We start from the raw sequence: 2,374 nt of genomic DNA, 5'->3' as shown, positions 1-2,374 counted from the left end.
CCCTTGCTGTTGTCGCACGCCCAGCGCTTCAAAGGGCATCACTACGTGGTGCCGCAGGCCTCCGGCTTTGCGGCGGCCGATGACGCGGCGGCCGTGCCGCTCAGCGACGCCGGCAAGGCGCGTTATGCCCACTTCCGCAGCTTGCCGTCTCCCAAAGCCTTTGCCGTGACGGAGAAGGGCGGCTGGTACTTCAACGCCGGCGAGCCCGAAGCCATGGCGACGACCTTCCAGCAGTGTGCGAGGGCGAAATCGAAGTGCTGGCTGTATGCGGTAGACGATCAGGTGGTGTGGCAGCCCGATGCGGCGGCGCGGGCGGGTGAAGCGGGCCTGAAACGCGTGGGTGCGCCAGCCCGTTGAGCGATGCGTTGCCCAAGCTGCGATTGGCGTGACGTCTGACAAAAGCTGTCACATCCCGGTGTTACGCTGGATTTTTAAACTTCACGCAGGGGCGCACCATGAGTATTCTCGGCAAAATTTTCGGCAAGATATTTCCCTCGCTGCAAACGCCCGATGCCGCGCCGCCGGTGGCTGCCGCTCCCGCTGACACGGCCCCCGCAGCGCCTGCCCCGGCGCCTGCAGCGCCGCCCATGCAGCAGGTGGATGTCGAAGCCCTGCTCAACGGCATGGCCAGCAAGAACCCGGAAAAACTCAACTGGAAGACCTCTATCGTCGACCTGATGAAGCTCCTGCACCTGGACAGCAGCCTGGGTGAGCGTAAGGAGCTGGCCAAGGAACTGGGTTACACGGGTGACATGAATGACAGCGCGACCATGAACATCTGGCTGCACAAGCAGGTCATGAACAAGCTGGCAGCCAACGGCGGCAAGGTACCCGCCGACCTGATGGACTAGCCCCGCGAAGGGACGAACGCTCAGGCGGACCTGAGCTTTTCCACCAGGGCTGTGTAGCCGGCCATCGCGTCTTCGCGGGTCATGCCCTTGCGCTGGGCCCAGGCATCGTATTTGGCGCGGCCTGTCACGTCCATCATGCCGGGGCGTTCGCCGGTCGCGTCCCCCAGCGTCGCCTGTTTGTACAAGGCATAGAGGCCCAGCAGGGCTTCGTTGTCAGGTGGTTGGGCCAGCGTCTTCACCGCGATGCCGGCGGCTTCAAAAGCGCGCTCGGCTTCACTGGGCCCGGCAGGGGCCACCGGTTCACCAAAGTGCGCGTCTTCCAGCGCCACGTCGTCGGGAAACCAGCGTGCATCGAGCAGCCGGCCCGAGCGCACCGCAAAGGCCAGCACACCTTGTGACATCAGGCCGCCGGCCGTGAGCGTAGCGGGCACCACCGCCACGCCGGCATTGAACACCGGCTGCCCGAATGCCGTGAACCGCACTGCAGCGGCCCACGGCAGCATGGCTTGCAGACCCTTGTTGCCGCGGTAAACGCCGCTGGCGCGGTTGGCGCCGGGCTGGAACCATGCCATGTCCGAAGCGCCCCTGGCAAAGATGCCGGTGAAGTCGCCGGCCTCCAGCGAGGTACGCAGCGCTTGCGCAAAGGCGATCAGCGCTTCGGGGCTCATCTTCGGGTTGTCTACCGCCATGCCCAGTGAGGCCGCGCTGCTGGCGCCGAAAAACTCCAGCACGTTGCGGGCAACCTGTTCGCGGTCGTTGTCGACGCAGATCATGTGATAGCTGTTTTCCAGCACCACCATGCGGGCTTTGGCGCCGCCTATCTGCTCGACCAGGTAGTTGGCCGAGCTCAGGCTGGTGAGTTCGTCCTCGCGTGCATGGATCACCAGGGTTTCGCTGGCCATGTCTTTCAGGCCCGTCATCACCCAGCCGCGAAGCCGGTCTACCTGCCGCACGCAGGCCAGCGGTACCCAGCGGTAATGAAAGGCTTCACCGCGCGCAAATTTGGCCTTGACGATGGCGCGCAGCTGTTCGTTCTTGATGCCGAAAGGGTCTTCTTCCTCGACCTTCATGCGTGCTGCAACGCCGGGCAGGTGGTACATCAGGTGGCGCAGCGGTGTGTACCAGGCGGTGGCCCACCCGTCGATGTAGATAGGCGGCGCCAGCGCGATCAGCTTGCCGCGCGTGTGCTTTTGCCGCTTGGCCAGCTCGGTGGCCAGCAGTGCGCCCATGCACATGCCCATGATGTGGAAGTTGTCGTGCTGCGCGGCCACCTCGTGGTATTTGGCGGTGACGGCATCCATCCACTGCTCAGCGGTCACGTTCACCAAATCCTCGGGCGTGGTGCCGTGGCCGGGCAGGGTCAGCGAATGGGTGACAAAACCGGCGTTTTTCAGCCGCTTGTGCATGGAGCCCAGATCGTATTGCGTGCCGCCCAGCCCGTGAATGAGGAAAACGGCCGGCGTCTTCTTGTCCACGGCCGGCGCTGGTGACTCGGCGGAAGCGGTGCTGGAACTGTCCAGAGC

2 protein-coding genes and 1 pseudogene are annotated in these 2,374 nt (G+C 64.5%); 2 read left to right on the top strand and 1 reads right to left on the bottom strand.

All coding sequences use genetic code 11. The features are described from left to right. A pseudogene (locus AC1D1P_RS21185) lies at window positions 1-357 on the top strand (hypothetical protein); the annotation flags it as partial. A gap of 98 nt (window positions 358-455) precedes the next feature. Then, window positions 456-851 carry a DUF3597 domain-containing protein gene (locus AC1D1P_RS21180; protein ID WP_477666371.1) on the top strand — a complete coding sequence of 132 codons (396 nt, stop codon included), beginning with the start codon at window positions 456-458 and terminating at the stop codon, window positions 849-851. Window positions 852-871: 20 nt separating this feature from the next. Here the strand turns inward: AC1D1P_RS21180 and AC1D1P_RS21175 are convergent, their stop codons facing one another. Further along, window positions 872-2,371, bottom strand: a complete 1,500-nt coding sequence (locus AC1D1P_RS21175; RefSeq protein WP_477674319.1) for an acyl-CoA-binding protein — start codon at window positions 2,369-2,371, stop codon at window positions 872-874. Window positions 2,372-2,374: the final 3 nt, after the last annotated feature.

Source organism: Polaromonas sp. P1_E1_2, from assembly GCF_056406035.1.
Note: the sequence above shows the minus strand (reverse complement) of the source record. Positions and strands in the feature narration are given on the sequence as shown.

Coding starts and splice junctions, on each gene's coding strand:
- AC1D1P_RS21180 (WP_477666371.1), top strand. CDS start 456: ATGAGTATTCTCGGCAAAATTTTCGGCAAGATATTTCCCTCGCTGCAA.